Genomic DNA, 23,714 nt, shown 5'->3' with positions numbered 1-23,714 from the left:
TGACGGGAAATTATTTGAGCTGTTCCAGATGATGCTTGATCAGTAGGTCTGTCTCCAGCAGGGGCAGGCCGACCACGGCGCTATAGCTCCCTTCGATACGGCTGACAAACTTGCCCGCAATACCCTGAATGCCATAAGCCCCGGCCTTGTCAAAGGGCTCACCGGTCTGCCAGTAGGCCTCGATCTCGGCCTCGTCCAGCTTGCGAAACGCCACGTTGGTGGTGACCAGACGCACGTCACAACGATCCTTGTTGGCCAGCGCCACCGCCGTCATCACCTGATGCACCTTGCCGGAGAGGGACTCCAGCATATCTTTGGCATCAAGCAGATCGGACGGTTTCTCCAGTACCCGGTCGCCCAGCACCACTATGGTGTCGGCACCCAGCACCGGCAACGCCGTCGGCGCACACGCCACGCCCGCCATCGCCTTGTCACGGGCGAGACGGCAGACGTAATCCTGCGCCTTTTCACCCTCTTCCCGCTGCTCGGGCACATCCAGTTTCAGCACCTCGAAGCGGTAGCCAATCTGGGTTAGCAGTTCACGGCGACGGGGAGAAGCCGAGGCGAGATAGAGTTGTGGTTCGTTGTTTTTGTTCATATTTACCTGATATTGAAGCGGCGCCGCACCTTGCGCAGCACCAGAAACACCCAGGGCCATATTAGCATCGTCGTCAACGTCGACCAAAAGTAGGAGAAGTTGAGACTGGCCTGGCTGAACAGATGCTCGGCCCAGAATACCGTCATCTTGCCCACCAGCGAGAGGCCACCGATGATCAGTGCCTGCTGCCAGAGGGAGAAGTTGCGGATCTTCTGGAACTGGAAGGCCGCCAGATAGGTGGTGATGGCCATCGCCATCGCCCGCACGCCTAGGGTGCTGCCAAGCAGCACATCCAGCAGCAGGCCCGCCACCCAGGCGGTGCCGACGTTGGTCCGGTGCGGCAAGGCCAGTGCCCAGTAGATGAGCACCATGGCCAGCCAGTCCGGACGGAAGGGGTCAAATTCAAAAGGAAGCGGCAGGATCGACAGGCTCAAGGCCAGCAGGATCGAGATCCAGATCCAGATCCTGCCGCTGGCGGGTTCTAGCATCAGCGGGTGGCTCCTACAGCGGACGCAGCGGGAGCCGCCCGTTCGCCATCCTCATCATGTACTTCAGGCTTCTTGTCGGTCCACAGCAGCAGCAGATAACGCAGTCTGTCCAGCTCCACCAGCGGCTTGGCCTCGACTTGGGCGAAGGGCTTGCCCTCCACATACTCGGAGCGGGTCACAGTCGCCACCGGATAACCTTCCGGGAAACGACCACCAAGGCCCGAGGTGACCAGCAGGTCACCCACCTGAATATCAGTGTTGCGCGGCAGGTTGCGCAGCTCAAGCTTGTCGAGCTCGCCACTGCCGGAGGCAATGGCGCGCAAGTCGTTGCGCAGCACCCGCACCGGAATGCCGTGGCTGGAGTCGGTGATCAGCAGCACGCGACTGGTAGTGGAGCCCACGTGGAGCACCTGACCAATCACCCCCTGATCGTTGATCACCGCCTGACCGTTGTAGACGCCATCCAGCGCCCCCTTGTTGATCAGCACCTGATGGCTGAAGGGGTCGGAATCCACCGACAGCAGCTCGGCCACCATCTTGCGGGACTCCTTGTGCACCGGCGAACCGAGCAGCTCACGCAGCCTCTGGTTCTCGTGTTCCAGCTGATCCATTTTGAGCAGACGGGCACGCAGGGTAAACAGCTGTTGCTCCTGCTGTTTGGTCTGCTCGATGAGATCGGCGCGGGTCTGCACCTGGGTCGACATGGTGTCGAGCAGGGTACCGGGCGCATTGGCCATGTATTGCAGGGGACTGACTAACGAACTGAGGTAGACGCGGACATGGGTAAACACACCGAAGCGGGAATCCGCGACGATGGCAGCGATGGAGATGATGACGGCGAGAAACAACCGTAACTGAAGCGAAGGGCCTCTACCAAAAATGGGTTTCATGGGTCGTCAAAAAAGAGCCGGCACGCTGGCCGGCTTTGGGTCTTATTCGTAGTGGAACAGATCGCCACCGTGCATATCGATCAGCTCCAGCGCCTTGCCGCCGCCACGGGCCACACAGGTGAGGGGATCTTCGGCCACGACGACAGGAATGCCGGTCTCTTCCATCAGCAGACGGTCGATATCTTTCAGCAGTGCGCCACCACCGGTCAGCACCATGCCGCGCTCGGAGATGTCGGAAGCCAGTTCCGGCGGAGACTGCTCCAGCGCCACCATGACAGCAGCCACGATACCGGACAGCGGCTCTTGCAGCGCTTCCAGGATTTCGTTGGAGTTGAGCGTGAAGCTGCGCGGTACACCTTCAGCCAGGTTGCGACCACGGACTTCAATCTCGCGCACCTCTTCGCCCGGATAGGCGGAGCCGATCTCGTGCTTGATGCGCTCGGCAGTCGCTTCACCGATCAGGCTGCCGTAGTTGCGACGGACGTAGCTGATGATCGCTTCGTCAAACTTGTCGCCACCGATACGGACGGACTGGGAGTAGACCACACCGTTCAGGGAGATGATGGCCACTTCAGTGGTACCACCACCGATATCAACCACCATGGAACCGGTCGCTTCGGATACCGGCAGGCCGGCACCGATGGCAGCAGCCATAGGCTCGTCGATCAGGTAGACCTCACGGGCACCAGCGCCCAGTGCGGACTCCTTGATGGCGCGACGCTCAACCTGGGTTGAACCGCACGGTACACACACCAGCACACGCGGGCTGGGGCGGAAATAGTTGTTGTCGTGAACCTGTTTGATGAAGTGCTGCAGCATCTTCTCGGTCACGTAGAAATCGGCGATCACGCCGTCTTTCATCGGGCGGATTGCGGAAATGTTGCCCGGGGTACGGCCCAGCATCTGCTTGGCGGCATGACCGACAGCAGCGACCGATTTGGCGTTCCCGCGCTCTTGGCGAATGGCGACAACTGAGGGTTCGTTAAGGACGATCCCTTGATCTTTTACATAGATCAGGGTGTTGGCAGTTCCCAAATCGATCGACAGATCGTTGGAAAAGACGCCTCTGAGCTTTTTGAACATGGCTACGGGAAATCCTAAGAATTTGGAGGTGCAGAAAACCGGCTAACTTTACCAATGCCCACCCCAATGGGCAAGCGCTCAAACTGTCACCAATCAATCAGGCGCGACAAAAATGCGAGTCATCACTCACTCGCACACGCTTGCAAACACTAATAAACAAGGATTTAGGGGGATGCTGTTGAGCCATCCCCCCTCACACATCATTTACTGCAATACTTCGCGCCGATAAATAATTCTGTCATTACCCCGGCTGGAGCCGAAAATGGCCTCACCTTGCAGGTTACCGTCATTGGCACTCGTGGGGTCCGACAACCAGAGGGGCTGCGACGGCTGTTTTGCCAATTCGACCTTGTAGGGAATGCGCACCGAGATGTCCGGCTTGGCAAAGTGGAACAGGATCTCCCCGTCTTTCGCCAGTGCAGCATCCCCACCCGGTGCAGAACTACCCAACCCCAGCTTGATCTTGCGACCCGCCCCCAGATTCAGCTCGCGAGTCGCCGCATCAAAGGTTTGACTCGGATTGAGGAAAGTGAACCCCTGATTGGCCAAAGAGAGCTGGGTACATTGATCTTCCTTGTTTTGCAGCCAGTTGCCTGCTTCGTAATATTGCATCTGCAGTGGAATGGCCAGCGGCGCCGAGGCAAGACCCGCCACCGTGCCAGCCAGCAGGCGGCCGTACAACAGCTTTTGAGTACCCAGCAGCACCGCATTACACCCCGACCCGGAACATGTCCCAGCTACAGCAGTATTCATATTTGGATTAGCCAACAGTGTATTGCCGCCATCCTTATCATCGACTTTGATACCAAAGCTCAACGTGGCAAAAGGCCCTTCTGGACTCGCGGCGCGATCAAAACGGGTATTCAGCCCCAAAGGCGACTGCTGATTGATACTGGCGACACCATTTGCCCAACTGAGCGATGGCGACAACGTAATACGCTGGTCACGCGCAATGCCATCCAAAGCATTAGCCGCCACCATCTCAGCAACACCTTTAGCGAACGCCCCCTTATAGTTCTGTGTCGTCCCTTTCTGCAGATTGCGTGCAATGAGGACAAAACCGCTGGCAAAGGGCTGACTCATGTATGTAAAGGCATTGCAGGCTGGAGTGATAAAACCGCCGCTCAAACTGTAATCCCAAGGCACAAAACGACCGATGGGCGAGCTCCAGCGCTGCACTGTCTCAAGTTGGGGAGATTCATCCTGATAAGCGGGATAAGGCACAAAATTGCTGACGCCTAACTGAATCACCCCTACCTCCGACCAATTCGCCACCACATTATTTGCCACTCCGTTCGCCAACGAGATTGCAGTTGGCGAGAATGTTCCGGTGCCGCCAGCTGCCGGCGCTAACAGCGCCCAAGAGATCGCTTTATTACTGGTCGCAAAACCAGAGGTTAGCTGATCCTGCTCATTGAGGGCACGCGCTTGCAGAGTAAAGGACTCGCCCGCTTTACGATAGACAGGGCATGCTGCATATGTATTGTCGTTACTGCCCGAGCAGCCACTTTGTCCTTGTGCCTGGAGTGCGATCGCTTTAGGAATCACAGCAACCGTATCACTACCGGTCAGCTTAAGGGTGCCGGTGACATCATTCTTCTGGAAAGTAGCATCCAGTCGCAACACCCCCGCATCCGGATATTGCAACGTCAACTGACCAACCCCGTTGCCATCAAACAGTACGTTAACGTTCCCACTTGGCGATATTGTGCTGCCATTGATCGTCGGCACTGCATTGCTGGCAGTATCAGACACGACCTTGGTAGAGCCGAATTGCAGGGTCTGATTTCCTGTCAATAATGGAACGCATACCTTAGTTGCTCCAACATCGCTGGATTTAATGGCTCGAATCGTCGAGTTTGTTGAACTACCGGCATAAAAGGTGGAGAAATCAAACTGCAGAGCAGCATCGGAAAAATTCATAGAACAACTGCTATCAAGCACACCATCGCGATAACAACGTAATAGCGCCGAGGGATTTGCGCTTGATAACCCAATGACAACACTCTTGGCAGCCAGAGAAGATAATGTGATATCAGCTGTTCCTGAACTACCCAAGCTGACCGGGTTACTACTCCATCCGTTGCTCGGCGTCATACTGACACTGGCATTACCGTTATAAAGTTGGCTACAACTGTTATCAAGACACGCGGCAAGCCGAACCTGTGCGGGTTCACACGTCAATGAGGAAGAAGGATAATAAACCTCATAATGGTCAACAACCGCCGTAGCTGTACATTGGAAAGATTGGCTATCGATGCGCGAGTTATTGCCTAACACCACGGATTTACCATTTACGCGCCCCATTAAATATGAAGCAGAAGATAAGTTAATAGTTTTAGCTGAGCTATCTGCTTGATAGACCATCCCAGATAGGGTTGAACCATTGGCTAAATATGCACTATCATAAACAACCATCAGTAACTTACTGATGTCACCAGAAATATTTGAGCCAGGACTGTTAATGTAGCTGGCCGATCCCATATCGAGATTTTTAACAAATATACGAACCGGGCCATCAACAATGATCGATGTATCATTATTCATCTTCAATGTTTCGATCCAGTAATCGCCAGCGGCCAACTTCACCGTATAATCTCTACCACCACGCCCACTTCCCAAGTCAAGAACTTTAATGCTAATACCCGAGTTCTCGATATTTATTTGTGACTGATGAGCTGTGCTAATTGTCCCAAACTGATTGCCCTCCACGGCAGTGAGAAAACGCGTTTCGGCAAAACCAACGGAAATGTTACTACCTGCACTTAATGGAAACCGGGAAGAGGGAGCGCCAGACCAGCTATTTACCATACCTGCAGCAACACAAGCGCTATTATCACAGTTTAGACCAGATGTACCTTTTATCTGACCATTAGGACCGTATCCAAGGCGACCCCCTTGAGAACCAAATAACTGCCCTGCCGTATAATTCGTATTCCCTGAGAAGTCAATTCTGTCGCTACTTTCTCGACCTTGGGCTGGATAAGGAAAAACCTGTGTACATAAATCATCAAGTACAGGAATATCATTTTTAGGCGTGTAACGCAGGATCATATCATCCCAGCTTATATCATCCCTATCTCTGGCATTTACTGTTTCGATCCATAATTCGTAATTACCAGCAGCAAGCTCATAGTTTATATTCCAATTGACATCCCCATTGCTATTGAAGTAATAAACCAATGGTGTATATGCACTACCAACTGGACGGATGAACATGCGTGAACCATTATTCACGCCCCAATCACGCAAGTTATATAACGTGAGTGCATTCAATTGTGACCGCTTATTAAGCGTGAATTGATACAATATGTAAGTACCGTTTGGCGCGGGGGGATACCAGCGATTAGCATCAGTATTCTCACCTATATGGGAACGTTCAATAAAATGGAACGCTGTCGTAGCACCATTGGTTACCAACCTTATATCTTTGAATGAAAAGTCATCCCAGTCTCTACAATAAGGGTCATACGCCCCCCAATAGTACCCATTTGAAAAGCAACCACCCCAAACAGCCATCTTGTACTCACCGGGGTTTAGCAACCATCCGCCATAACGAGATACCCTATCCCGTGAATAGTCATTAGCCCTCTCATTCAGCACTACATTTCCTAGGCTGTCCCAAATAACAAAATTAGCTCCTGCATCCAAACCAGTAGCGCTCTCAAGCCGGAGCTCGGATAAGGTCACAGGGTGACTAATATAAAAATGGATAGGGTTGACAGGTATGTAAGCCGAAAATCGAGTCGAAACCAAGGTAGTTGGACGAAGGGCATTACTTGTATTATCACCAATCAAAAACTGTCCAGGTAAAACAATATCTGCTCGAGCCAACTGAGAGACCAAAAGCAGCAGCCATAGCAAAAAACACTTCATTTTTTGGCTCATATCTGGCCTCCATCATAAGCTTCGACCATCAGGGTTCGGCTCACGGCAAAATCAGGGTTGGCACTGTCAAGGTCCGAGCTGCCACAGGTTCCGACACTCTCGAGACGATAGCCATTGGTCACAGATCCGTTATAGGTCACCGGTACCTCCCGGCAGCTAACCACAACCTGACAACCAGCCAAACCGATGTTGTCATTAAACTGCTGTGTGGCAAGTACCAGACCACAACGATTAGGTGATGATATAGCCGGTCTGTTAGGGAATAGCTGATATAGAGCAATCTCCAGCCCGCTCTGGGCGGCCAGCAGGGCACGCACGCTGCGCACCTCCACCGTATTTTTCTCGCCGCTATCGACCAGAAAACGCCCCATGGCAGCCGCCAGCAGCGCCATCACCACAATCACAAACAGGGCGATCATCAAGGCACTGCCTCGCATCCGTCCGAAAGCCTGTGGATCAGGGCACATTGAACACCTCTATCTTGTGGTTAAAGGTGACCGACTCCCCCTTGCGCTCGAACACAAAACGCATACCAAACTCCCCTTCAGCGTTAAACGCCGAGGTTTCCCGATAGAAGGTGCCAATACGAAGGGAATCCGCCATCAACACGCCCTGTGCAGGTAAGGGGGCCCCAATGGGCGCGGTAGCACGGGTCAGCGTGTTTCCTTCCACACAGTAACGTACCTGCTGGTTGGCAAAGTAGACCCGGCTGCCGGGAGAGAGGCCAGTCAGACTCTCGGCACTGGTATAGCGGATAGTTTGCGCCCCGGATACGGGCGTCAGCACATCCGTAACCCTGGCTACGCAGCGGCCATAATCGCAGCCTGCAGTAAGCGAACCGACATTTTTGTCCGGCACGGGGAATACAATCAGCTGATCGTCTTTTTTAACGGCGGTGGCATCCACATCCAGCGGATTGGCAGCAGAAGCCGGGGTCGCCATCACCAGCTCAAGGGTGGCCGTGCTCCCCGACATGGCGCGGTTAAGCGCCAAATAGCGGCTGGAGGTGCTGATGGGCCAGAACCGCAAACAGGCACCGGTGTCGACCCATGTCCCGCCAGTCGTCTCGATCCGCTCCGAGCCCGGCACCGCATCACGCAATTCGCGGTTAAGCCGCTCCATGGCGAAGCGGGCATCGCTCATCAGTTGCTCACGGCTGCTGGCATCGCCATAAATCTGGGTACCGATACCGATAAACTGGCTGGTAAAGGTCGCCATAATCCCGAGCAGCAGGATGACCATCACCAGCTCGACCAGGGTAAAGCCACGGTTACCCCGAGGTTTGAGGTGGGTTCGATTAGCAGCCAGGCGTAATCTAGCGCCGGAGTTGGCTAGGGGCGCTGATATTCTGGTAGAGAGGCAACCCCAGACAGCGGAGCGATCCATCAGTAATTCCCCCGATAGAAGGAGAAGTCGAGCACGCTCTGATCCGGCAGTTTGATCTGCAGATCAATACGCTTGCCCACAGAGCAGGGGGCGACACAACTCTTGAAGGTGCCGTCGCTGAAATCGGCTCCACTCACCGCAATTTTCACCTGATAGTTGCGATACTCCTCGCTGCTGACTCCCACCTCAGTTTGGGTCAGCGTGTTGGCATCCACCCAGCTACCTGCGGTATCGAAATCATCCACATCGTTATAGGCATAGGATGCGGGCTCGCCATCCGGACCATAACTGGTGGAGCAGGAAGAGATGGTCACCCCTGCCACCTGCTCGCCACAACGATAACGACCACCGTTATGATCCGAATGTTCATCAAACGACTTTTGCAAGATCTCGCCGGAGAGGCGCTGGGCCAGCTGGGCGGCGCGTACCTGCTGCACCGGGTCTACCGCCTGCGGCGCCTGATTGATAAGCAACCCCAAAATGCCGGTCAAAGCCACCGCCAGCAGCACTATGCCAACGATCAGCTCAATCAGGGTGAAACCACGCTTAAGGGATCTCATGGATAAACCCCTCAGACTCAATCTGGATACGGCTGGTTTCGCGGCCATTACTCACCAGCAAGGTACAACCGGTGGCGCAGCTGCCTAGCGGTCTGCCCATCAGATCAAAGCGGATCACATAAGGAGGCGTGCCCTTGTTCGAGGAGAGGGTGAGCCCGTCAGACAGAGTCACCGGACGACCCCGGGTGAGCTGATTAGCGTTCCAGCTAGATATAGCCGCAGGATTATCACATGGGGATTCTGTGCTGTGGCCAAATTGGCCAGATTCAACAAGTAGTGAGGTACAACGATTGGCCGGTTCGTGCATATTGACGGTCTGTACCAGCCGCAGCCGGGTCAGCAGTTCGTCACGCACGGTTTGAATTTCAAAGCCGCCTTTGCCCAGCCATTTGGGCACGGCAAAGGCGGCCAGAATCCCGAGTAACAGGATCACCAGTACCAGTTCAATCAGGGTAAAGCCCTTGGTTGCAGGCATGGGACTTCTCATTAGGGAAAAGAGAAAGCGAGGCCGAAGCCTCGCTTACTTAGCTATTACGGCTTTTTGCAACCATTAATTTTTGTGCTGAAGATGGCAGTTGATGTCGCTTGAGTATAAACAACAGAACAGCTGTTACCGGCTCCATTATCAGGAACAAAAGTGCCAGCTGCACCTGATGTACTCCAGCCTTCCAAAGTTACAGCGGCTGAAATGGTTGCGGCAGTGGGATAGCCATAAATTACCTCTACACCGCTCAGACCAGTAAGAGGTGTTGCAGATGATGCAGCTTCCTTACCTTCCAATGCAGCTTTGCTATAAACCAAATTAGCAGAGCTTTGCAGTGCAGCCTGCACGCCTTGAGCGGCAGAATAACGAGCATCATCCTGCAGATTCAGGAACTTGGGTGCAGCGGTGACCGCCAGAATACCCAGAATGATGATCACGATAACCAGTTCGATCAGGGTAAAACCCGCCTGTTTTTTCATTTCACTTTCCTCTGTTAATTAATATTTGTGGTCACCTGACCGGATGCCGGGCGGTAACTGAAACTCATAAATGCATCAGTCTTGCCTTGCGGATCCTGATACTTGCCATCACTGCCCTTACTCAAACTATTGACCAAATAGTAACGGCAGACCGAATCCAGTCCATTACTGCTTACTGTGGCATAGTATTTCAGGTCATTGCCGCTACCGCGCACTTCATTGAAGCTGGCCGTAGCCTTGGGCGGGTTTTGCAGTAACCCCTCCCAAATATTGAGACAACGTTCGGCGGTCAGATTAGCCGGATCCACATCGGGATTACCGCTTGCAACGGTATCCATCGGATAGCCGGGCGACAGCTCGCCATTGCTGATCTGGGTCTCGGTCGGAGTGGTCAGATAGAAGCGACTACCGTCATAGAGCACAGTATTGAGGCTGTCCTGTTTGGCGCGACCTTCCGCCTCCCATTGCGCCCGCACCAGTGAAACGCCGGTAGCAAAACCGCCAGAGACCCCTTCCACGCTGGCCTTCTTCGCTTCGTCAGTCACATCGAGAAAGCGCGGCAGTGCAGTCACCGCCAGGATCCCCAGGATCACGATAACGATCACCAGCTCAATGAGGGAGAAGCCGGCAGACCCTCTCCTCATCCCGTTTTCCGGCATTGATGGTGCCATTGGTTTCATTGTCATGCTCCCTCCGTAATGCCCCACATTATTTCATGCAGGCCCAAAAAAATCATGTAGCTGGGTCATATGATTAGTTTCATTCAAGGCTTTTTCATCACCCGCCCGTCAGAAAACTGATAAACCAGCCAATAACCATCCCACCCCATCTCGCAACCACTGCCATCGGGGCGGGCCAGAACCTGCAGGGGAGGCATGCCCCCCTTCGTCTCACCCATCAGTGCCAGCCACAACTGACGGCAATTTTCCGAAGGGGATTGCAGCGGCACCAGCCCCAGGGGCCAACCCCGGGTGTCAAACTGCCACCCCTTGCCAGCGACATGCAGAGTCTGCGGACGCCGCTCATCGAGCCAAATGCCGTGCAAACGCTGTGCCCGCTCGGCAAATTGCTCCCCCAGCAGGGTGAGGGTGAGTTGCTGCGCCTCTTCCCGGTGGCTCTCATAGCTGCGCACCAGGGTCGCCACGATCACCATCAGCAGGATGATCACGGCGATCCGCCGATATCCGGTCAGCCAGCGATCATCCTGCTGCGTCTGTCTGTTCATCCAGCCCTCGACTCCACCGATCACTTGCCTCTTACGGCTCGCATCATGTCCCACCACTCAGGCGTGAAGATATCCAGTTCCAGCAAGATTACTTGCCGCGAACTGCGCGCATCATGTCCCACATGGGGGTGAAGATACCCAGCGCCAGGATCAGCACCATCACCGCCACGATCCCGATCAAGATCGGCTCGATCCGAGCGGTGAGACTCTTGAGGTCATAATCCACCTCCCGCTCGTAATACTCGGCCGCTTCGTGCAGCAGGTCATCGACCTGACCGGTCTCCTCCCCCACGGCGATCATCTGCATCACCAGCGGGGTGAACAGGCCGCTGCTGCTGGCGGTGCGCAGCAGGCTCTCGCCCCGCTCGATACCGGCGCGCATATCCCGCACCCGCCCCGCCATATAAGCGTTATCCACCGCATCGGCCACCAGGGTCAGCGCGGTGTTCAGCGGCACCCCGGCCTTGAGCATCATGGAAAAACTGCGGGCAAAACGGGCCAGCAGGGAGCGCTCTATGATGGTGCCGACGATCGGCAACTTGAGCTGCCAGCGGTGCCAGGTCAGCTTGCCCTTGGTGGTGGCGACCCAGCGGCGCCAGCCGAACACCATCCCCGCCAGAATGGCGAGCAGCAGCCACCAGTAGTTGACAAAAAAGTGCGAGGTGGCGAGCAGAATGCGGGTAGCCAGCGGCAACTCCACCCCGAATTTGGCGAACATGCCGGCAAACACCGGGATCACCATGATATTGAGGATCACCATGGCGATACCGATGGCGATCATCACGAAGCTGGGGTAGCGCATGGCGGTCTTGATCCGCTTGCGAGTCTCCAGCTCCAGCTCGAAATAGTTGGCGAGCTGCAAGAAGGCCTCTTCCAGCTGACCTGTGTTCTCACCCACATGGATGATGGCGACGAACAGGCTGCTGAATACCTTGGGGTGCGCCTGCATCGAGCTGGAGAGCGGGCGACCGTTGCCAAGATCTTCCCCCAGCGAGTGAAGCGCCCGCTTGAGCGGCTTGCTGTGAGTGCTCTCCTCCAGCCCGGCAATGGCACGCAAGATAGGGATCCCGGCCCGGGTCAGGGCATACATCTGGCGGCTGAAGATCACCAGTTCGTCCAGCTTGACGCCCCCTTCCAGCAACAGTGACCAGTCGATTGCAGCGGATTTGGCCTTGCCCGGTTTGAGCTCGGTGGGCATCACGCCACGGCGCATCAGCTGCTCGGCGGCTGCCATCTCGTTGGCCGCTTCGACCACGCCACTGGTGGCGTTGCCCTGGCTGTCACGCCCCTTGTAAGCAAAGTTAGCCATCGCTTACCCCAAATCCTCGGCCAGTCGCAGCACCTCATCCACCGAGGTGATCCCCTGACGGGCATAATCGAGGGCAGTGAGGGCCAGCGGCCGGTAGTGTTCATGTTGACGGGCCGCCTTGGCGAACCCTTCCGCATCGTTGCGGCGCAGGGCATCCATCATCGGTTGATCCAGCTCCAGCAGCTCGTAGACCCCGATACGGCCGGAATAACCGGTAAAGTTGCAGCTCTGGCAACCCCGGCCCTTGTGATAGGTGTGTTGGCCAGGCGCCTCGCCGGAGAGCACGGTGAGCCAGGTGGCCTGCCCTTCGTCGGGCGCCTTCTCCTCGACGCAGTGCTCACATACCCGCCGCACCAGCCGCTGGGCGACCACCGCCCGCAGGGCACTCGCCACCAGATAGCCGGGCGCCCCCATGTCGATCAGGCGCAGGGCACTGGTCACCGCATCGTTGGTGTGCAGGGTGGTCAGCACCAGGTGACCTGTGATGGCGCCACGCAGACCGATCTCCACCGTTTCGTTGTCCCGCATCTCACCCACCAGCAGGATGTCCGGATCCTGACGCAGGGTGGAGCGCAGCACGTTGGAGAAGGTGAGGCCGATCTTGGGGTTGACCTGCACCTGATTGACGCGGGAGAGACGATACTCCACCGGGTCTTCTACCGTGATGATCTTGTTGCTGGACTGGTTGAGCTCGGAGAGGGCGCCATAAAGGGTGGTTGTCTTGCCGCTACCGGTCGGGCCGGTCACCAGGATCATGCCGTGCGGGCGTTTGAGCTGGCGACGGAAACGGGTCAGGATCTCAGGCGGCATGCCGGTCTCGGTCAGCGACAGGATGCCGGAGGATTGATCCAGCAGACGCATCACCACAGACTCGCCATACTGCACCGGCATGGTGGACATCCGCACATCCACATCGCGGCCGCGCACCTTCATATTGAAACGGCCATCCTGCGGCAAGCGCTTCTCGGAGATATCGAGCCCCGCCACCAGCTTGAGGCGCAGCACCAACGCCTGGGCGATCCGCACCTCGTTGAGGATATTCTCGTGCAGGATGCCGTCGATCCGCTGGCGAATGCGCAGCACCTTCTCGTCCGGTTCGATGTGGATATCCGACGCCCCCACCTGCACCGCATCCTCGAACAGGGAGCGCAGCAGCTTGGCCACCGTCGCCTCCCCCTCGTCGTTGGCCCCTAGGTTACTGGAGCCCAGCTCAAAGCCGGAGTCCTGATACTCCTCCTGCAACTGTTCGGCGAAACTCTCAATCTCGCGGGTGCGGCGATAGAGGCGGTCGAAATACTCCAGCAGCTGCCCTTCCCGCGCCACCGCCAGCACCATGATGCGCGGGCTGAGCAGGGCAGCGATGGCATCCAGTGCGCTCAGATCAGCCGGATCCGACATCGCCACCGTCACCTTGTCGTCGGTAAGGTTGACCGCCAGCGCCCGATAACGGCGCGCCTGCACTTCGGGCAGCAGCGGCACCGCGGCGGCGTCGATGGTGAGGTTGTTGAGATCGAAGAAGGGCACATCCAGCTGGCGGGCGAGGAACTGCAACAGCTGCACCTCGCTGATAAAGCCGAGGTCGATGAGAGTGGTGCCCAGCTTGCGGCCGGTCTGACGCTGCTGCTGCAGGGCAAGCTGCAGCTGATCATCAGAGATGATCTGCTCTTGTACCAGCAGGTCGCCGAGGCGCATTTTCAGTCTGGGTTGTGCCATGTTTGCTCCGATCTCTGTTACTTCACACCCGTTGCCGCATCCGATTAGGCTTAGCTAATCGAACCAGCTGTTTATCAAGGGGTTAGTTGGCCAATTCGTTGTTCCAGCCAGTTGGTCGACGCCTCGCCGAGGTTGCCGTGCAGCAGGGCGTTGCGATAGGCATCGAGCGCCCGCTGGCTGTGACCCTGACCATCCTCAGCCACGCCGAGACCAAGCCACCAGCGGCCCTGATCCGGCTGCTGACGCAGTAGCTTCACATAGAGCGCCGCCGCATCGGCATTCTGGCCCAGCTCCTGAGTCAGTCCTGCCCAGGTGGCGTAGTAGTCCATGTTGCTGGCGAGATCCGGCTGATAACCGGACAGCCAGCCAAGCGCCTGCAGCTGCTGCCCCTCGCTGATGGCAAGACGGGCCAGTAGCAGACGAAAATCGGCCTGTTGGGGATCGAGCCGGATCCCCTCTTCCAGCAGCTGACGCGCCTCGGTCAGACGGCCCTCGCCGTAGAGCAGCCCCGCCAGCTGCTCGCGCGCCCCCTGATTGTAGGGATCGTGGGCCAGCACCTGATAGTAGTTGTCCTGCGCATCCCGCAGGCTTCCCTTGGCCATGGCGGTGGTCGCCTTGCGCTCCGCCAGTGCCGCCAGCTCCTTGGCCGACAGCTCCACCGTCTCGATCTTCAATACGCTCGGTTTGCGCGGCGCGCTGGCGACTGCCTGCTGCTCTGCCGCCAGTTCGGCGTAAAGCTCGGGCTGCAGCTCTTCATCGGTCGGCTCCGTCTCGTCAACATCGCTGGAGGCATCAAAGGGCGCACCGTCGGCCATGCTATCCGAGTCACTCTCGCCTGCCTCATCATTCACCTCGTCCTGACTTGGCAACGGCAGCGCGGCCGCCACCTCGACCGGCTCGGGCTGACTGACGGGCGCGGCGACCCTTGCCACCACATCGGGAGTCACCGCATCGGGAGCTAGCACTTCACTGGCAGCTGTCACGGTATGGGTCTGCTGCCAGTAGATCCAGGTTCGCCAACCGAGGCTCCCCAGTGCCAGACCGCAGATCAGGGTCAGCAGCAACATCCACCATCCCTGCTGGCGCGCAGGGGCAATATAGACGGCAGCACCTTCGGATCCTTGCTGGCGCCGATCCAGATCTTTTAGCATCTGGTTGATAACACTCATGGCCAGACTCCATAAGCCAGGGCGCACCCCAGCAACAGTAACAGGGGCCACCAGCGCCGTGGTGCAAAGCGGCTGGCATCGTCGGTATCGCGAATGGCGAGCCGCACCAGATGGCTATCGATCTGACGCACACCCTGACCATAGGCCAGCATCAGGCACTTCTGCGCCAGGATATTGATAAGTCTCGGGATCCCTCGCGATGCGCGCCACAACAGACGCATGGCGCGACCAGAAAACAGCGGTGCCCCGCGGTAACCGGAGACCTGCAATCTGTGCTCCAGATAGGCGCGAGTCTCGTCAAAACGCAGCGGCCGCAGGCAGTAGGAGAAGCCAATCCGCTGGCGCAGTTGGCGCAGATGCGGCTTGGCTAGTCTGGTATCCAGCTCCGGCTGACCGAACAGCACGATCTGCAGCAGCTTGCTCGATTCGGTCTCGAGATTGCCGAACAGGCGGATCGCCTCCAGCGTCTCGTCCGGCAGCGCTTGCGCCTCGTCGATCAACACCACCACCCGACTGCCCTGCTGGTGCAGGCTGATCAGGTGACGATGGATACGATCGGTCAGATCCAGCTCGCTCTGATCCCGTACCGCCAACCCAAGCTCCAGCGCCAGCGCGATGCGCAGTTCGGCCGGAGTGAGGTGGGGATTGGGCAACCAAGCAAGCCGCACCGGACGCGCTTCCGAACCCAGCTCGCTGAGCAACTTGCGGCAGAGCAGGGTTTTGCCGGTACCCACCTCGCCGGTCACCTTGATAAAGCCCTCCCCCTGCGCCAGCGCCCAGTTAAGCACCTGCAGCGCCTCTTCGTGAGGCGGCAGGCCGTAGTAGAAGCCGGTATTGGGAGTGAGGCTGAACGGTACCTCCTGCAGGCCGAAGTGGGTCAGGTACATGAGACCTCACCTGCCACAGCGAGCAAGCAGCCTGTGCTGGCAAGGCAGCACAGGCCGTTCGGGATAAGGGTGACCGTATCTGGTGTCATGGGTCAGCCCTTGGCCGGATACCACTTGTCGAGCAGCTCGGAGGAGCGTTGCAGCTCGTTTTGCCAGGTATCTTTCTCCACCACGGTCGGTTTGAGCATGATCACCAGCTCCACCTTCTTGGTGCTCTCGCGGCGGTTGGTAAAGGCTTCACCCACCCAGGGAATATCCCCCAGCAACGGCACCTTGCTGACGATCTCCTGCTTGTCGGTCTTCATCAGGCCGCCGATAACGATGATGTCACCGTTATTGGCCTGCACCACGGTATCGGATTCGCGGATCGAGCTCTTGGCGAGCGGCAGTTGCAACTTGCCACCCGAGGTACCCATGTCGATCACCTTGTTTTGCTCTTCGGTATCGATAACCGAGGGATGGATATGCAGCAGCACCTTGCCCTCTTCATCGATCTGCGGCGTTACGTCCAGTGCGATACCGGAGAAGAAGGGGGTCAGCTCCACGTTAGGTGTCTTGTCTGTGCCCGTCGAGGTAGTGGTAATGGTGGTGGACGCATTGGTGACGTAATACTCGTCCGTCCCCACCTTGATCACCGCCTTCTGGTTGTTGGTCGCGGTGACACGGGGACTGGAGAGAGTATTCACATCGCCCTGGGTCTTGAGCAGGTTAACCGCCACATTGAAGTTGCCATCAGAGATGGTAAAGCCAGCCCCCCCCCCGAGCGCAGTAAAGATCTGGTTGGGGGTGGAAGGCAACTGGGTATTGGCCAACGACTTGCCACCGGTAATCCCCTTGTTGCCATCCCAGCTGGCGGAGAGACCGCTCCAGTCCACCCCCTGCTCATACCCTTCGTTGAGGGCGACTTCGATGATCCGAGCCTCCAGCACCACCTGCCGCTTGAGGTGACTCTCGGACTGAGTCAGGAATTCACGCACCGCCTTGAGCTCTTTCGGATAGGCGCGAATGGTGACCAGACCCGCCTGCGGGCTGGTGATCACGGCGCGACCGTCACCCGTGCCAATCAGGGTCTGCAGGGAGTCGCGCAGATCGGTCCAGTAGTCGCTGTTGGTGTCGGTTTCGATACGGGTGCCGTTGTTGTTGTCACCGCTCGAGTTGCTGCTGGTTGAGCTGTTGCTGCCGTTGTTGTTGTTCGATGCACTGTCAAAACTGCTGTCGCTGCTGTTATTGCTGTTATTGCTGTCATTGGCCGTCACCCCGCCTGTGCTGACCGAGGTGCGGGAGAGGCCACGACGGGACATCATCAGGTAGTTGACCGGGATGGTTTCGGTACGCAGACCCGCCGGATAGATATGGAAGACATTGCCCTTGCGCTGCACGTCGAAGCCGTACATGTCGCCCACCACCGCCAGCACCTCTGGCAGAGTCACATCCTTGAGCTCGACGGAGACCAGCCCGGCCACCCCGGGGTGAACCGCCACGCTGTAGCGGGAGCCCTTAAACAGGGAACCGAAAAACTCCACCGCCTCCACATCGTGAGCCGCGATACGCAGCCGCTTCTCCGGCATGCCGACCGGTATCTGCGGCCGATTCAGCTGCAGTAATTCACTTTGCACCGATTTGGGCAACGCGGTCAGAGGGGCAGCCTGTTTCTGCTGTTCGTTCATGGCCTGTTTGAGAGCATCCTTGGCCTGGGTCGGCTCGGGGTGCTGATACGTGGTACAGCCTGCAGCCATCATGGCCACGGAGATCAGACAGAGACGGTGTTTTTTCATGTAATTAGGGCACCCTGACTTGCAATTAAACTCGATAAAGCCGATTCACCTCTCGAGAGGCAAGCACGACTCAAACCCGGATCTTGCTGGCAAACAGTGTTACCGCATGGCGTTTTCCCGCCTTTTCCAGCACCACGGCATCGGCATTGATGGTCACCAGCGTATAGCCGTCCACCTGTTGTCCGACCCGATAACTCTTGCCATTGAGTACCGCCAGTGCCGGGCCATTGCCCAGCACCACACTCTGCAGCTTCGGCAAACCGGCATTGCTCTCGCCGGTCGCACGGGCGCCAACCGCCACATCCGCCAGCGGCGCGGTGGGATCCTGCAATACCTCGACCGGCTCCGCCTGTACCAGCAAGCTGAACAGGCAACAGCACAACGCAAACACTCTAGCCACGGATAAACTCCTTGCTGGTACTCAGGGTGTAGATCTCCATCTCCACCACCGCGCCGGGATAGGCTTTGACCTGATAGTCGAACTGCTTCCAGTAAAAGTGACGCGGCAAGGCTTCCAGCGCTTTAAGATATTGATACACATCGAAATAGCCGCCTTCAAGCTGAAGCCGGATACCATGCTTGTAGAGATTGACCTTCTGCTCTCCCGCCATCAGCGGGGTCGGCTCCAGCGAACTGAGGGCCAGCATGTGAAGGTTGGCGGAGCGGGAGAGCAGCGCCTCCAGCACCAGCGGCATCTCGTGCGCCGGGATCAGATCGACGGTCTGGGCCTTCAGCTCATCGTCGATCCGGGCCAGATCCGCTTCGACCTGCGCCAGCTGGTCGCGAACGCCCTGATTGGGATCCCGCTTGAGCCGGGCCTGTTTGCCGAGGTTTTCCAGCTCCATGATCTCGAGGTCGCGCTCGGCGGCACTCAGGGCCATGCGATCCTGCTGCAGGCGAGTATCGGCGCCATCGAGCCAGCCGTAGAGTCCGGCCGCGCCCAGCAGCACCAGACCGGTCAGCAGGATCAACACCCGCTCCCGCTGGCTCAACACGGCGATACGCTGGCCCCATGCCTGCCATTGTGTTTGCAGGTTCATCAGGGTTTCTCCCGCGCAATGCCGCTCAACTGGAAGGTCAGGCGACCCTCCTTGTCACGGCCGAGGGTCAGTTCACCAAACTCCTTGCCTACCAGACTCGGGGTCTGCTTGAAGCGGTTGACCCAGGCCGGTACATCCTGACTGCGTCCGGCAAAGCCGGAGAGGTTGATCCGCCCTTCGTTGATCTCGATGCGCTGCAACGAGAGGTTGCTGTTGCGAATGCGGGAGAGATCCGCCATCACGCTGGCATAGCCCTGGGATTTTTGCAGGGTCAGGCTGCCCAATTGGCGCATCAGCCCCTGCTTGGCCGTCAGCTCATCCTGCTTGTTGACCAGTTGCTGTTGCAGTCGGGGATCCGCCTGATGGCGCGCCAGCTCGGCATCGAGCCGCTGCGCCTCGCTGCGCTTGAGTTCCAGCTCGGCATGACGCTGTGCCAGTGCCCGGCTGACCTGCTGCTGTTGCCAGCCGTAACCGGCTCCCACCAACAGGATCAGCAGCAGCGCAAAGCCCCATACCAGCGCCATCTGATTGAGGCTGGCCCACTGCCGTTTGGGACGAAACTCGGCGCCATAGAGGTTTATCTGACGTTTCATCACGCATCCTCCCCGATGGCGGCTGCGTAGGCAGAAAGGTACTCAACGCCGGCCAGGACTGCCTTGTTGGCCATGGCGGAGACGGCAAAGCCGAAGGTCTGCTCCATGTGGCGCACCAGGGTACCGATAAAGGGCGAGGCGACGGCAAACTGCATCTGCCCCAGCTCGGGCAATTTCAGCTGGCCCGCCAGATAGTCGAGGGAGCGCTGGATCTCCAGCGCCAGTGAATCGAGCAGCATACTGTCCGGCTCATGTTCGCCAGTCAGGCTGGTGAAACCGCGCAGCTGGCGGGAGAAGCAGAGCCCGCCCTGATGGAAGACCAGCAGTTGCAGATCCTGCCCCTTGGGCTGCCACAGCAGCATGCGCACCGTGTCATCCGCGTCATAGAGAGAGGTGAGCGCCAATTCGTCGCTGATGATGGATTGCAGGGTAGCGATGCCGTTGATGGCATCGGCCAGCTGCTGCACCCGGCTCTTGGGCAAGCAGATCACATTGATGCGCGGGCGACCGGCAGGCGGGGTGGGCAAGTCCACATAATCCATCGCCAGTTGCAGCACGGGTTCGCTGACATAATCCTTGATAGCCCAGGGGAGCGCTCCCGCCATCTCGGCGTCAGGCACGGCAGGCTTGTCGATCTGGATCTGTTGATAAAGGCTGGCGGCGAGGGCCACCCGCACCGTAGACTTGGCCAGCCCATGACGGCTGAACAGCTCGTTCATGGCCACAGCCCACTCCTGTGGACCGTTGATGGTGCGCGTCGCGAAGACGGGGGGATTGCCCACCGCAGCCAGCATGATCCTGTCATTGGCCAGCAAGAGCCCGACCTGGCGGCTTGGCGTCGACCGTCTGAACAGTTGTTTCATGTAAGCCCGCCCATCAATAGTGATTAAATGTATGAAATATTAACATAAACAGCAGATTAGCCTCCAGATTAAAAGACGGACTCACCATTGCAAGCCAGCCTTTCCGCCGAGTCAGAGGGTCAAGCCATCCTCCCTTCCCCCCTGCAACGCCTCCACCATCCGTTGCTGACCCGCTATGGTGTCGAGCTGTGGTGCAAGCGGGATGATCTGATCCATCCGGCCATCTCCGGCAACAAGTGGCGCAAGCTCAAGTACCACCTGCTGCATGCCAAAGAGCATGGCAAACGGCACCTGCTCTCGTTTGGCGGCGCCTACTCCAATCATATCCACGCGCTGGCGGCAGCGGGGTGCCAATCTGGCCTTCGTACTACCGGTATCATACGGGGCGAATATGACGCCGTCAGTAACTCTACCCTGCGGGATGCCCGGCGCTGGGGCATGGATCTCGTTTTTGTCGACCGCCAGAGTTACCGGCGACGGCAGGATCCCGACTGGCTGGCCCAATTCGATGCACCCGATACCCTGATCGTGCCGGAAGGGGGTAGCAGCCCGCTGGCCATCCCCGGGGTGGCGGAACTGGTAGGCGAAGTGCCCTTCTCGCCAGATCTCTGGGTACTGCCCTGCGCCAGCGGCGGCACTCTGGCGGGCCTGATCGCTGGCAAACGGGATCGGGAGCAGATCCTCGCCATTGCGGTACTGAAAGGAGGCGGCTTTATCGCTGACGAGGTGTGTCGCCTCCATCCCGCGGCAGCCAGCATCCCCGGTTGGCGCATCGCGCTCGATCACCACGATGGTGGCTACGCCAAATTCAGCCCGGCTCTCTGGCAGTGGGTGCAGGATTTCAGCGCCACGGCCGATCTGCCCCTTGAGCCTATCTACAGCGGCAAGGCGATGTGGGGGCTGTTTCGCGAGCTGGTGGCGGGCCGTATCGCCCCCGGCAGCAAGATTGTCTTTATCCACACTGGCGGCATGCAAGGGCTCGCCGGGCTGCGGGAGCAGGGGCGACTGTGACCCCCGCCTGAAGGCAACCGCAAACAGCATCGCAAACAACAGAGGGTCGCCCCAAGGCGACCCTCTGTTGTTTATCTCAATCACCAGCCGGTTCCAGCACCAGACGCTGAGGCTCGGCAAACCAGGGCCCCTGCCCGGCATGCACCCCGAGGTGGCGCAGCATCTTCCACTCATCGCCACTCTCCACCCCCACTGCCAGCACCCGGGTGCGGGTATTGGCACAACCTCCTACCAGACTGCGTACCGCCATCTGGTTGACCTGACGGGCATGGATCTCCCGCACCAGGCTGGGGTGCAGCTTGAGGAAGTTGATCTCGAACTCCTTGATGTACTGGGTGCTCACCACATCCTGACCGGCATGATCGATGGCCAGCTGGCAACCCAGCATCCGCAAAGAGCGCAGCGGCCGCTTGAGCGCCTCGAAGTGGCGGGTCACCTGGGATTCGGAGAGTTGCAGGATCAACCGCTCGTTGGTGCTGCGCGGCAGCTGGAACAGGGCGAAGAAGAGCCAGCGCTGGAACTCGCGGTTGAGCAGGCTCTGGGCACTGAGGGTCAGGCTGATGGGGCAGCTCTGCTCGGAGCGCTGGCGCAGCAGGGCTAGGGTCTGCTCCGCCACCAGCCGATCCAGTTGCAGTAACAGGCCCACCTTCTCCGCCATCGGCATGAAAATACCCGCCTGCAAAGCCCGCCCCTGCTCGTCGTGCAGATAGGTGAGCAGCTCCTGCTGCAACACCACCTGCCCCCGATCCTGCTGGATCGGCTGGGTGTAAAATTCGATGCCGTGCTCTTCGAGACGGCGGCTGATCAGGGTGCGCCAGCGTACCGTGCCCTTGCTGCTCTGCTCCTCATCCAGCTGCTTCTCGTAGAGGAACCAACCGTTGTGCCCCTGCAGACGGGCGCTCTTGAGGGCCAGCTCAGCTTCCTCCTGCACCTTGAGCAGGCTGTCTTGTGCCTGATAACAGACGGCGCCGAGATAGACCGCCGTCTCGGGATTGACCTCCTGCGGCCAGTGCAGCCGTTGCAGGCTCTTGAGCAGCTGGCTGGCGCTATCCACCATCTCGCTCTCGGACATATTGGGCAGCAACACCGCAAAAACCTGACCGGCGTAGCGGGCCTGCAGGGCGCCGTTATGCTTGCGCACGAAGGCACCTATGGTGGCGCTCGCCTCCATCATCAAATCGTGCCCCAGCAGCTCGAACTGATCGGCCTCCAGCTCCTCCAGACAGGCGAGATCGATCAGCAGCACGCCACCGCTCATCACGCTCGCCTCCATGATGGCGCTCTCCAGCCGGTTGTCGAAAAACAGCCGGTTGCCGATGCCGGTCATCTTGTCGACGAAGGCGTTGCTGCGAATGAAGTTGTCGAAGCGGCTGCGCTCCTTGCGGGCATCCGCCAGCTCGGCGAGCAGATGATCGAGGGCCTGACTGGCGGCCACCGGCCACTCTTCGGCGGGGTCATGACTCAGTTTGGAGAGCTTGTCATCGAGGATTAGCTGGGCGCGAATGCCCAGCAGCTCGGCCCCGCGCAACTGCTGGCGCAGCCAGCGGATGGAGTACCAGAGACCGAACACCACAATAAAGATGCCCAGAGAGATGCCGGACATTGCCTTGATGGAGTATTCCGCCTCCTTGAAGGGGCGCTCCAGTTTGAAGTTCGCCTGCATGCCAGTCTGATGGGGCAACGGGTGGCTGTATGGCACCAGCAGCTGCTCGTCGACCGGATTGCGCACATCGCGGAACCAGTAGACCCGCTGGTTATTCTGGCGCACCTCCAGCTCGACCACATGGGCAGCCCGCAGCAGGGTGGGCAGCCAGTGGCTCATATCTTCCATGTCGTGAGCAACATCGAGCTGCTTGTCGATCACTTCGACCAGCGCATCGACCTTCTTTTGCTGCAACTCCATGCCCAGCTCGCGAAAGCTGAACACCCCGCCAATCAGCACGGTCGCCATGGCTGCGATCACGCAAAGGGTGATAAATGAGACAAGCTGTGTAGTGAGTTTCATGCGCCTTTCCGTATGCCCAGCATCATCCATGTCGCCTCATGGTAGCAGCGGCGATCGGGCCACAGCTATGGATGAAGATCCCGCTTCTGCAATTTAAGCGGGCAAGCATAACCCAAAGCAGAGGGAGAATACCAAGGATGACGGGCTACAGATGCGGGAAAGGGCGGGATGACAGACAGAAAAATGGTCCCTCAAAGGGGACCAAAAGGAACACTCATATCAAAACTAACACTCTGTGCTACTGACAAAAAACAGATACAGGAGTATT

Annotated in this window: 23 protein-coding genes; 1 reads left to right on the top strand and 22 read right to left on the bottom strand. The window is 58.1% G+C overall.

The genetic code is table 11. The features are described 5' to 3' along the window. Positions 1 to 10: 10 nt before the first annotated feature. From AB5Y71_RS02095 to AB5Y71_RS01995, 21 genes are all read right to left on the bottom strand, one after another. Positions 11 to 598 (bottom strand): nucleoside triphosphate pyrophosphatase, encoded by a 588-nt coding sequence (locus tag AB5Y71_RS02095; protein WP_368170881.1) that lies wholly within the window; start codon positions 596 to 598, stop codon positions 11 to 13. A gap of 2 nt (positions 599 to 600) precedes the next feature. Next, positions 601 to 1,086: a rod shape-determining protein MreD gene (gene mreD / locus AB5Y71_RS02090; protein ID WP_005340054.1), complete on the bottom strand. Its 486-nt coding sequence runs from the start codon at positions 1,084 to 1,086 to the stop codon at positions 601 to 603. After that, the gene (gene mreC / locus AB5Y71_RS02085) at positions 1,086 to 1,976 is read right to left on the bottom strand and encodes a rod shape-determining protein MreC (protein ID WP_368170880.1); all 891 of its coding nucleotides are present in this window, start codon (positions 1,974 to 1,976) and stop codon (positions 1,086 to 1,088) included. The genes mreD and mreC overlap by 1 nt, the downstream gene beginning before the upstream one ends. A 42-nt stretch (positions 1,977 to 2,018) precedes the next feature. Beyond that, complete coding sequence (locus AB5Y71_RS02080; RefSeq protein WP_005340051.1) at positions 2,019 to 3,059, bottom strand: rod shape-determining protein; 1,041 nt, start codon at positions 3,057 to 3,059, stop codon at positions 2,019 to 2,021. A gap of 204 nt (positions 3,060 to 3,263) precedes the next feature. Next, complete coding sequence (locus AB5Y71_RS02075; RefSeq protein ID WP_368170879.1) at positions 3,264 to 6,947, bottom strand: DUF6701 domain-containing protein; 3,684 nt, start codon at positions 6,945 to 6,947, stop codon at positions 3,264 to 3,266. Then, positions 6,944 to 7,366: an MSHA biogenesis protein MshP gene (locus AB5Y71_RS02070; RefSeq protein ID WP_368170878.1), complete on the bottom strand. Its 423-nt coding sequence runs from the start codon at positions 7,364 to 7,366 to the stop codon at positions 6,944 to 6,946. Before AB5Y71_RS02070 ends, AB5Y71_RS02075 begins: the two co-directional genes overlap by 4 nt. Positions 7,367 to 7,403: 37 nt before the next feature. Next, positions 7,404 to 8,333 carry a type II secretion system protein gene (locus AB5Y71_RS02065; protein ID WP_335874426.1) on the bottom strand — a complete coding sequence of 310 codons (930 nt, stop codon included), beginning with the start codon at positions 8,331 to 8,333 and terminating at the stop codon, positions 7,404 to 7,406. Then, positions 8,333 to 8,893, bottom strand: coding sequence for a prepilin-type N-terminal cleavage/methylation domain-containing protein (locus AB5Y71_RS02060; protein ID WP_047434684.1), 561 nt, complete (start codon positions 8,891 to 8,893; stop codon positions 8,333 to 8,335). The genes AB5Y71_RS02065 and AB5Y71_RS02060 overlap by 1 nt, the downstream gene beginning before the upstream one ends. Continuing rightward, a complete protein-coding gene (locus AB5Y71_RS02055; protein ID WP_368170877.1) occupies positions 8,880 to 9,368 on the bottom strand; it encodes a prepilin-type N-terminal cleavage/methylation domain-containing protein in 489 nt (162 codons plus the stop codon). The genes AB5Y71_RS02060 and AB5Y71_RS02055 overlap by 14 nt, the downstream gene beginning before the upstream one ends. Before the next feature lie 56 nt (positions 9,369 to 9,424). Continuing rightward, positions 9,425 to 9,856, bottom strand: coding sequence for a prepilin-type N-terminal cleavage/methylation domain-containing protein (locus tag AB5Y71_RS02050; protein WP_124930345.1), 432 nt, complete (start codon positions 9,854 to 9,856; stop codon positions 9,425 to 9,427). A gap of 14 nt (positions 9,857 to 9,870) precedes the next feature. Then, positions 9,871 to 10,542 carry a prepilin-type N-terminal cleavage/methylation domain-containing protein gene (locus AB5Y71_RS02045; RefSeq protein WP_255911698.1) on the bottom strand — a complete coding sequence of 224 codons (672 nt, stop codon included), beginning with the start codon at positions 10,540 to 10,542 and terminating at the stop codon, positions 9,871 to 9,873. A gap of 77 nt (positions 10,543 to 10,619) precedes the next feature. Further along, positions 10,620 to 11,081, bottom strand: coding sequence for a hypothetical protein (locus tag AB5Y71_RS02040; RefSeq protein WP_368170876.1), 462 nt, complete (start codon positions 11,079 to 11,081; stop codon positions 10,620 to 10,622). 88 nt (positions 11,082 to 11,169) lie between these two features. Beyond that, complete coding sequence (locus AB5Y71_RS02035; protein WP_069528448.1) at positions 11,170 to 12,390, bottom strand: type II secretion system F family protein; 1,221 nt, start codon at positions 12,388 to 12,390, stop codon at positions 11,170 to 11,172. 3 nt (positions 12,391 to 12,393) lie between these two features. After that, the gene (gene mshE, locus AB5Y71_RS02030; protein ID WP_005340025.1) at positions 12,394 to 14,103 is read right to left on the bottom strand and encodes an MSHA fimbrial ATPase MshE; all 1,710 of its coding nucleotides are present in this window, start codon (positions 14,101 to 14,103) and stop codon (positions 12,394 to 12,396) included. A 74-nt stretch (positions 14,104 to 14,177) separates the two neighbouring features. Beyond that, on the bottom strand, positions 14,178 to 15,272 hold the full coding sequence (locus tag AB5Y71_RS02025) for a tetratricopeptide repeat protein (protein WP_368170875.1): 1,095 nt from the start codon (positions 15,270 to 15,272) through the stop codon (positions 14,178 to 14,180). Then, positions 15,269 to 16,159: an ExeA family protein gene (locus AB5Y71_RS02020; protein ID WP_368170874.1), complete on the bottom strand. Its 891-nt coding sequence runs from the start codon at positions 16,157 to 16,159 to the stop codon at positions 15,269 to 15,271. Before AB5Y71_RS02020 ends, AB5Y71_RS02025 begins: the two co-directional genes overlap by 4 nt. A 92-nt stretch (positions 16,160 to 16,251) precedes the next feature. Continuing rightward, the gene (gene mshL, locus AB5Y71_RS02015) at positions 16,252 to 17,934 is read right to left on the bottom strand and encodes a pilus (MSHA type) biogenesis protein MshL (protein WP_368170873.1); all 1,683 of its coding nucleotides are present in this window, start codon (positions 17,932 to 17,934) and stop codon (positions 16,252 to 16,254) included. Positions 17,935 to 18,004: 70 nt separating this feature from the next. After that, the gene (locus AB5Y71_RS02010) at positions 18,005 to 18,334 is read right to left on the bottom strand and encodes an MSHA biogenesis protein MshK (RefSeq protein ID WP_368170872.1); all 330 of its coding nucleotides are present in this window, start codon (positions 18,332 to 18,334) and stop codon (positions 18,005 to 18,007) included. Beyond that, positions 18,327 to 18,974, bottom strand: coding sequence for an MSHA biogenesis protein MshJ (locus AB5Y71_RS02005; protein WP_368170871.1), 648 nt, complete (start codon positions 18,972 to 18,974; stop codon positions 18,327 to 18,329). Before AB5Y71_RS02005 ends, AB5Y71_RS02010 begins: the two co-directional genes overlap by 8 nt. Beyond that, complete coding sequence (locus tag AB5Y71_RS02000; RefSeq protein WP_368170870.1) at positions 18,974 to 19,567, bottom strand: PilN domain-containing protein; 594 nt, start codon at positions 19,565 to 19,567, stop codon at positions 18,974 to 18,976. Before AB5Y71_RS02000 ends, AB5Y71_RS02005 begins: the two co-directional genes overlap by 1 nt. Then, the gene (locus AB5Y71_RS01995; protein ID WP_026035092.1) at positions 19,567 to 20,430 is read right to left on the bottom strand and encodes a hypothetical protein; all 864 of its coding nucleotides are present in this window, start codon (positions 20,428 to 20,430) and stop codon (positions 19,567 to 19,569) included. Before AB5Y71_RS01995 ends, AB5Y71_RS02000 begins: the two co-directional genes overlap by 1 nt. Before the next feature lie 87 nt (positions 20,431 to 20,517). Here AB5Y71_RS01995 and AB5Y71_RS01990 point away from each other — a divergent pair, with 87 nt between their 5' ends. Beyond that, a complete protein-coding gene (locus tag AB5Y71_RS01990; RefSeq protein ID WP_330125396.1) occupies positions 20,518 to 21,441 on the top strand; it encodes a pyridoxal-phosphate dependent enzyme in 924 nt (307 codons plus the stop codon). A gap of 76 nt (positions 21,442 to 21,517) precedes the next feature. On the opposite strand, the gene AB5Y71_RS01985 is transcribed toward AB5Y71_RS01990, so the two are convergent. Beyond that, entirely contained in the window at positions 21,518 to 23,446 is a 1,929-nt protein-coding gene (locus tag AB5Y71_RS01985) for an EAL domain-containing protein (protein WP_201937512.1), read from the bottom strand. Positions 23,447 to 23,714: the final 268 nt, after the last annotated feature.

Source organism: Aeromonas sp. R9-2 (assembly GCF_040908025.1).
Taxonomy (GTDB): domain Bacteria; phylum Pseudomonadota; class Gammaproteobacteria; order Enterobacterales; family Aeromonadaceae; genus Aeromonas; species Aeromonas veronii.
Note: the sequence above shows the minus strand (reverse complement) of the source record. Positions and strands in the feature narration are given on the sequence as shown.